General features: G+C 48.2%; 7 protein-coding genes. 2 read left to right on the top strand and 5 right to left on the bottom strand.

What is annotated here, in order from left to right; translation table 11 throughout:
* A partial coding sequence (locus tag VN105_RS00805) for an aminoacyl-histidine dipeptidase (protein ID WP_325636954.1) occupies positions 1–1,470 on the top strand: 1,470 nt, incomplete at its 5' end.
* A 58-nt stretch (positions 1,471–1,528) separates the two neighbouring features.
* On the opposite strand, the gene VN105_RS00800 is transcribed toward VN105_RS00805, so the two are convergent.
* The 3 genes from VN105_RS00800 to VN105_RS00790 form a co-directional block, all read right to left on the bottom strand.
* Positions 1,529–3,895 (bottom strand): ABC transporter permease, encoded by a 2,367-nt coding sequence (locus tag VN105_RS00800; protein ID WP_325636953.1) that lies wholly within the window; start codon positions 3,893–3,895, stop codon positions 1,529–1,531.
* A gap of 323 nt (positions 3,896–4,218) precedes the next feature.
* Entirely contained in the window at positions 4,219–5,448 is a 1,230-nt protein-coding gene (locus VN105_RS00795; RefSeq protein ID WP_325636952.1) for an MFS transporter, read from the bottom strand.
* A gap of 15 nt (positions 5,449–5,463) precedes the next feature.
* On the bottom strand, positions 5,464–5,901 hold the full coding sequence (locus tag VN105_RS00790; protein ID WP_325636951.1) for a MarR family winged helix-turn-helix transcriptional regulator: 438 nt from the start codon (positions 5,899–5,901) through the stop codon (positions 5,464–5,466).
* A 350-nt stretch (positions 5,902–6,251) separates the two neighbouring features.
* On the opposite strand from VN105_RS00790, the gene VN105_RS00785 reads away from it, so the two are divergent.
* On the top strand, positions 6,252–6,410 hold the full coding sequence (locus VN105_RS00785) for a hypothetical protein (RefSeq protein WP_325636950.1): 159 nt from the start codon (positions 6,252–6,254) through the stop codon (positions 6,408–6,410).
* A 127-nt stretch (positions 6,411–6,537) separates the two neighbouring features.
* Here the strand turns inward: VN105_RS00785 and VN105_RS00780 are convergent, their stop codons facing one another.
* Together VN105_RS00780 and VN105_RS00775 are read right to left on the bottom strand one after the other, a co-directional pair.
* Positions 6,538–6,915: a DoxX family protein gene (locus VN105_RS00780; RefSeq protein ID WP_325636949.1), complete on the bottom strand. Its 378-nt coding sequence runs from the start codon at positions 6,913–6,915 to the stop codon at positions 6,538–6,540.
* A gap of 14 nt (positions 6,916–6,929) precedes the next feature.
* Entirely contained in the window at positions 6,930–7,394 is a 465-nt protein-coding gene (locus VN105_RS00775) for a hypothetical protein (protein WP_325636948.1), read from the bottom strand.
* Between the last annotated feature and the right edge of the window lie 39 nt (positions 7,395–7,433).

Here is a 7,433-nt window from a genome sequence, read left to right as displayed (position 1 = left end):
TTAATAATTATTTCAATGGAAATAAAAGATCTTTCACCAAAACAATTATGGCAACACTTTGCTGAGCTGAATGCCGTTCCCCGCGCTTCCAAAAAGGAAGAAAGGGTGATTGCTTTCATGATGAATTTCGGGAAAAGCCTGGGCCTTGAAACAACAAAAGATGCCATCGGTAACGTGGTCATCAAAAAGCCGGCAACACCAGGTATGGAAAATCGGCAAACGGTGATCCTCCAGTCGCACCTCGATATGGTACACCAGAAGAACAGTGATACCGATTTTGACTTTGATACCCAGGGTATTGATATGTACGTGGATAACGATTGGGTAAAGGCCCGCGGTACTACGCTGGGCGCCGACAATGGCATCGGTGTGGCTGCTATCATGTCGGTACTGGCCGCAACGGATATTGCTCATCCAGCCATAGAAGCCATGTTCACTATTGACGAGGAAACCGGTATGACCGGCGCCAAGCAACTGGACCCGGGTAATTTTACAGGCAAAATCCTTTTGAACCTTGATACGGAGGAAGAAGATGAATTAACCATCGGTTGCGCCGGTGGTATCGATACGAACACCAAAGGCACTTATAAAGAAGTGCCCGCAGATAAAAATGCAGTAGCCCTTCTTGTTAGTATCAAAGGCTTACTGGGCGGTCATTCCGGTATGGATATCCATAAAGGCAGGGCCAATGCCAACAAACTGATGAACCGGCTGTTGTATAAAGCAGCGCAACAGGTAAATATACAACTGGGCAGTATTGATGGGGGCAGTCTCCGTAATGCCATCCCCCGCGAATCTCAGGCAGTTGTTACTATCCCTGCCGGTGATAAGGAAACATTTACCCGCTTTATCCATCAATTCACCACTACGGTAAAAGAAGAATACCAAACGATAGAACCAGGCCTGGTGCTGGAATGTAAAGAAACCACCCTGCCTGCGCAGGTAATGGAACCGGCTTACCTGGAACAATTGCTGCGCGCCATTTATGCAGCGCCTAATGGGGTGTTCCGCATGAGCCCTGATATTGCCGGGCTGGTGGAAGCCTCTTCCAACCTGGCCAGGGTGCAGGTAAAGGACGGCGTTTTTATTACACAGTCACTGCAACGCAGCAGCGTGGAAAGCACCAAGAATGATGTAGCTAATGCAGTAAGCGCTGCCTTCAGCATTATTGGCTGCGAAGTAACCCAGGGAAGCGATTACCCGGGATGGAAACCCAACGCCGATTCCGCTGTGCTCCGTTTATTACTGGCGCTGTATAAAGATCACTTCACCCATACGCCAAATGTGGGCGCCTGTCATGCAGGGCTGGAATGTGGTATTTTGGGTGCACATCTTGGCAACCCGGATATGATCTCCTTCGGGCCTACTATCCGTGGCGCACACTCCCCGGATGAAAAAGTGCTTATCTCTTCCGTGGCAAAGTTTTACGATTACCTGTTACATATTCTCCGGGAAATACCGGCTAAATAATAACAGGATGCTTCCGCCCTTAATGAGCGGAAGCATCGTTGTTTATAACCTTCGGGGATCAGCTGGTATGCAGGTGTTTCGCCGGGTTGGCGATGGATACTTTGACAGTTAAGCTGCTCACAGTGATCAGCACAATAAGGAAGGATACGCCGCCTGCCAGTGCAAAAATCCACCACGATAAAGAGATATGATACGCATAGTTATCGAGCCATTGATGCATACCCCACCAGGCGGCAGGCACAGCAATGAGAAATGCCAGTATTATTAATAGCATGAACTCGCCGGATAACAGCCTGAATATCTGCCGGGGATTGGCGCCCAGCACTTTCCTGATGCTGATTTCCCGGATCCGCTGTTGCGTGGTGAATTGAGCCAGGCCAAGTAATCCCAGGCAGGAAATGACGATGGCCATCACCGTAAAATAGCCGGTTAGTTTTTCCACCATTTGTTCGCCCCTGTATAGCTGCCGGTATTCTTCATCGGCCAGTTGATATTGAAAAGGATATTCGGGGTTAACGGTTTTACAGAGTTTTTCAAGCGCCGCAATTACGGCAGCTGTTTTGCCGGGTGCTGCTTTAACCAGTAAGGTGCCCCATTCCGTTGGCCCGGGTTGTATTATCAGGGGATCTATCTGGTCATGCAATGAACCGGCATGAAAATCCTTTACAACGCCAATGATCTGCCGCCGCAAACCTGGTTCAATCACCAGGTATTTTCCCAGGGGATCTTTGAAGCCAATTTTCCTTGCAGCAGTTTCGTTGATCAGTACTGTACCCGAATCTGTAGGAAATTGCCGGGAGAAGTCTCTCCCCCTGATCACCTGTAACCCCATGGTGTTTATATAATCATATCCAACGGTGCCAACCGTAATAGTGGGCCTGTAGGAAGGATCTTTGCCTTCCCACAGCACGCCGTCCTGGTTACTGTTAAAGCCAACAGGGGAGCCGTTCATGGCCGATACCAGCTTTACGCCCGGCAGTTGCTGGGCCGCTTCTTTGAAATAATCATAATGTGAAATCAATGCTCCTTCCAGCGGAATATTGATGATATGCTCCCGGTCGTAGCCCAGGTTTTTTGTTTGTATATATTTCACCTGCCTGGATATAGTGATGGCCCCAATAAAGAGCAGGGTCGATAACACAAACTGGAACACCACCAGTCCTTTCCTGAACACCTTTTCATTTTTGCCGGAACGCAGTGTGCCTTTTAATACTTTTACAGCCTCAAAGGACGACAGGTATAAGGCGGGATAACTGCCTGCAAAAAGGCCGGTAATGATGCCAATGGCCAGCAACTGCAGCCAGAAGGCGGCTTCATTTACAGGCAGCGCTATCTGTTTACCGGTAATGGCGTTAAACGCCGGTAACAGCAAGGCCACCAGCACAACGGCCAGTGCCAGTGCCAGAAAAGCAGTGAGTACGGCTTCACTGATAAACTGGATGACCAGCGATTGCTTCATGGCGCCGGCTGCCTTACGCACGCCGATTTCTTTTGCCCGTTTTAGCGAACGTGCGGTAGACAGGTTCATGAAATTAATACAGGCGATCAATAACACAAATGCGGCCACCATGCTGAATAATATTACATATGTGATGCGGCCGCCGCTTACAAAACCGTTTTGAAAACTGCCATGCAGGTATTTTTCGTCAAACCGCTGCAGGTCCAGTTCTTCACGCAGCCCCGGACCCTGCTCCCTGTAATAATCATCCAGGAAATTGCTGATGCGGGTACGTACTTTCACCGGATCGGCGTACTTATCAAGCAACACGTAAGTATTTACACCGGTGCTGCTCCATCTGTTTGCCCAGCTGTATTTCTTCAGCAGGGCAGCCCAGTTGAGCAGGTAATCAAATTTCATAGAGGAATGATCCGGCACATTTTCAAATACGGCGGTAACGGTAAAATACTGTGAGGAGTTATAAGCTATCGTTTTGCCAATGGCAGCATTGGCACTACCAAAAAAAGCCACTGCTGATTTTTCAGATAAAGCAATACTGTTGGGCGTATGCAAGGCCATATCTTTCCTGCCGGCCAGTAAAGGAAAACTGAACATCCGGAAAAAGTCGTTCCCGGCATAGGCGCCTGTTTCCCGCAGGATTTTATTGCCTGCCCGTAAAATGTTATTGTCCCACGAAAACCCTGACGCCATTGTAATATCAGGCATCACTTTTTTTAGTTCTTCTGCCAGCAGTGCCGGGGTGGCGTAAGCGGCACCAGCTCCTCCATCTGAATACTCGCGCTGGTAAACAGCATATAGCTGGTTGTTGTTTGTATGAAAGGAATTAACACGGCGCTCATCCTGTACCCATAATAAAATGAATAAGCTGCAGGCGGTTCCCAGTGAAAGGCCCGTTATATTGATGGTGGAAAAGGTTTTGTTTCTCCACAGGGTCCGCCAGGCAATTTTAAGATAGTTCCTGATCATGCTTCGCAGGGCGACAAGGATAATGCCTTTTTTATAGCTGCTGAAAATCAATTCATTGATAAACGTTCGTTGTCCGCTATCCGGCGAAGCTGTCCGATTCCGGACAGGGGATTTTGTCTGACTCAGGATTAAACTGATTTTGCTGATTACCCCAATTTGATTTTGTAATGATTTATAAAAGATTTGGGAAGATTTAAGCGAGGTTTTGCGCATGAAGTGTGGGGAACAGTAGCAGGCCGCAGCAGGTTAACAGTATTATTTTCGACTGATTGGTTAACATATTGGCTTAAAGATAATGGTTTCCCCGGAAAGAGGTAGCCCTGTCAGATATTCGCCACCTGCCCGGTTGCGGACTGCAGTTGTTGTTGCCTGAAAAGCAGTCCGCCTATAATGAGGGTCACCACGCCTTGCAGCAGTACGGTGTTGGGCGTTCCTATCCATTGGGAAATAGCGCCAATCAGTAATCCGCCGAGCGGCTGCATACCGAAAAAAGCCATTGCATAAAAACTGATCACCCTGCCCCGCATAGACGGATCTACGGTAGTTTGGATCAGGGTATTACTGATAGTGATCTGCGACATCATGCCGAAACCCGCCATCGTGGCAAATACCAGCGCAATGGGGTAAATGGTGGAGTGGGAAAATAACACAAGGCCTATCCCGAATACGAGGGTATTAAACGCCAGTATTCTCCGGAGGTTTTTCCCCGGTTTCAGCGAGGCCAGGAAAATAGCTCCGCAAAATGCGCCCATCCCAATGGCGCTGTCTATGACCCCAAAGGTGGAGGCATTGCCTTTGAAAATATCTTTGGCATACACGGGCATCAGCGTGGTGTAAGGCAATACCAGCAGGCTCACAGATGCGAGGGTGACCAGGATCAGTGAAATAGCCGGCGTGGCCCGTATATAGGCAAAACCTTCTTTCAGTTCTCCGAACATATTTTTAGTACGTGCTTTGGGAGTGTAGGCGGGCAGCTTCATTCGTAATAATGATCCTATCACCGCAATAAAGCTGAGGGCATTTAAACCAAAGCAAATGTCTTCCCCGAACTTCTCCAGCGCCAGGCCGGCAATGCCGGGCCCAATGAGCCTCGACAAATTCACCATCGAAGAGTTCAGCGCCAGCGCATTGGGAAGATCCGCTTTGTCGTTTACCATTTCGTACACCAGCGATTGCCGGGCCGGTACATCAAATGCATTGATCAAACCCAGGAAGGCGCTCAGCCCGATGATCTGCCAAACCTGGTAATGCCTGAAGTAAATGAGGACTGTTAACAGTATGGCCTGTAGCATAGAAGCCAGCTGGGTGATCAGCAACAGCTTGTACCGGTTATACCGGTCAGACGCCACACCGCCAAGGAACGAGAAAACAAAAGACGGAAACATGCTGGCAAAAAGGGTGAGGCCCAGCATGAACTTGGAATGTGTTTGCGAATAAATAACCCAGCTCACGGCAGTTTTCTGCATCCATGTGCCTATCAGCGATATCGACTGTCCACTGAAATATAACCGGTAATTACGACTTTTAAATGCGTTAAATGTGCTGATGTTCATATTAATTCCCCTCTTTTATTCATACTCCACCAGCTTTATTAAAGGCCCGATGGCTGCCTGCAGGATGGCCTGCTCCTCTTTTGTGCAAACTTCGCCTATGGCCTTGCTTAACCACTCATCCCGCTCCTTCCGTACTTTCAGGATCCGCTCTTTACCCGCTACAGAAAGGGAAATGTTGATCTTTCTTTTATCGTCGGGAGATGCCGTTCTGCTGATCAGGCCGAGCTGGAAAAGATGTTGCAGTAATTGCCCCATCGATTGGGGCGTCATTTTTTCCATCACCGCCAATTCCGCTGATAACAGGGAATTATGCTGGTCCAGTAACACCAGTACGGAGCGCTCGCTTTGCGACAGCTGTTCATCTGCCGGCGATAATTTCCGCAGCTTTCTCACCAGCCTGGTAAGCAGGGGACGGAGCTGCGCAGCAAGTTGATGCGGATTTCGGGAAGCCATATAGTAAGGTAAAGTTATAAGTTTACCTTACAAATATAATCATATTTCCCGGAAGGAAATAAAAAGAAATGTTTATTTCCCGGCAAACGGCACTGCGTTTCCCGGGGTACGCCAGGATAGGCGGTAATCAGCGTTTGGTGGCGCCCGTTGGAAAATCCGGCAGGTAATTGTTAGTAACGTGATTGTCCATCATCATTGAGCAGCGATAAGATCTGTTGCTGTAGCACCACATAGCCGGAAGTGGCTTTTGCCCGGAAAAAATGCCATTTATGAGAGGCTTCGTAAAGTTTTTTTGTTTTTGGAAGATAAATAAAGCAGGGTGGAAACTTCAGTACAATCAATGCCCGGTTATGCCGGCAACACTGAAAAATGTGAAAGATAAAAGGGGCCGGAAGGAAGAAATGGCGCCGCAAACCACCGCCGGAGTACCATTTTTACCGGAAGATATCCTGGAAGAACAAAACGCCGGTTATGTGAAAAAGGCAGACTGGCAGCCGTTGATAATCTGATCACCGGCCGGAACCCTGCTTCCGCACTGTTAACAGGCGGAAAAGCAGTCGCAGCCCCGGGTGTGAAATAAGATAACAATAGTTATATAAAGCCTTCAGACCAGCCCGGTCTGAAGGCTTGCGCTGTTTAATTTGCCGCCACCGGTGGATGCAGTTTATGATAGTATACATAAGAAACCACCAGGCTTACAAAAAATGAAGTATGGCTTACTTCCAGTAATACACTGTCGCCGCTTGACAGGTGCGCAATAGCCGCCGAAATCAGCGTGATGCCAAACCCGAAGTAGGCAAACTCCCGGAGCTTCGGCGGTGTGAATGGCAACAGCAGCGCCAGCGACCCCAGCAGCTTTGCGGTGGTAAGTTCTATCCGGAACCAATTGGGCAGCCCCAGGTGGGCAAAAGCCCCTTTCATTTCCGGGTTAAAGGCGAAATTGAAAGCACTCCACAACATTACCCCGGTAAGAATAAGGGTAGCCGTCCAGTAAATGATCTTATCTTTTTTCATGATGTTTGAATTGATCAGTTGAATTTGTATACGCTCAACAGGATGATGATAAAAACGATGAGCAATTGAAGCACGTGAAACAAACGGATGTTCCCCCTGATCTTTTGAACAGTACCATCAGTAGTTTCAAGTGACCTCATAAGCTGCCTTTTCTGGCGTAGCCCGAATAAAAAAGTGTTAACGATAATAAGAAGCACGAGGGCAAATTTTATCCGGAACCACAGCTGTTCCCCGAACACGCCATGCGTCATGTACATGATGCCTATCCCCGAAAGAATGATCAGCCCTATGCCCACCCGCATTAATACCGGGAATACGGAAATAGCCTGCATCACAGTGGCCGCCTTGCTTTTATCCAGGTCGTACTGCTTCCAGAATTGCCGGAAACCCACGAAATCCGCTACAGAAGTGCCCGCGAAAAGAAGAAATCCTATGAGATGGAGCACTATAAAGCCCTGGAAAAGAATCTGTGTTGACATCGGATGATGATTTTTATATGACGAAATTGAAATAATAAT

This window comes from Chitinophaga sp. (assembly GCF_035564935.1).
In the GTDB taxonomy this organism is placed as follows: domain Bacteria; phylum Bacteroidota; class Bacteroidia; order Chitinophagales; family Chitinophagaceae; genus Chitinophaga.
This window is presented reverse-complemented; position numbering and strand designations above follow the sequence as displayed.

What these genes read in the sequence shown, in the direction of transcription:
- VN105_RS00785 (WP_325636950.1), top strand. Translation starts at nt 6,252, where the DNA reads ATGCCGGCAACACTGAAAAATGTGAAAGATAAAAGGGGCCGGAAGGAA.
- VN105_RS00780 (WP_325636949.1), bottom strand. Translation starts at nt 6,915, where the DNA reads ATGAAAAAAGATAAGATCATTTACTGGACGGCTACCCTTATTCTTACC.
- VN105_RS00795 (WP_325636952.1), bottom strand. Translation starts at nt 5,448, where the DNA reads ATGAACATCAGCACATTTAACGCATTTAAAAGTCGTAATTACCGGTTA.
- VN105_RS00790 (WP_325636951.1), bottom strand. Translation starts at nt 5,901, where the DNA reads ATGGCTTCCCGAAATCCGCATCAACTTGCTGCGCAGCTCCGTCCCCTG.
- VN105_RS00800 (WP_325636953.1), bottom strand. Translation starts at nt 3,895, where the DNA reads ATGATCAGGAACTATCTTAAAATTGCCTGGCGGACCCTGTGGAGAAAC.
- VN105_RS00775 (WP_325636948.1), bottom strand. Translation starts at nt 7,394, where the DNA reads ATGTCAACACAGATTCTTTTCCAGGGCTTTATAGTGCTCCATCTCATA.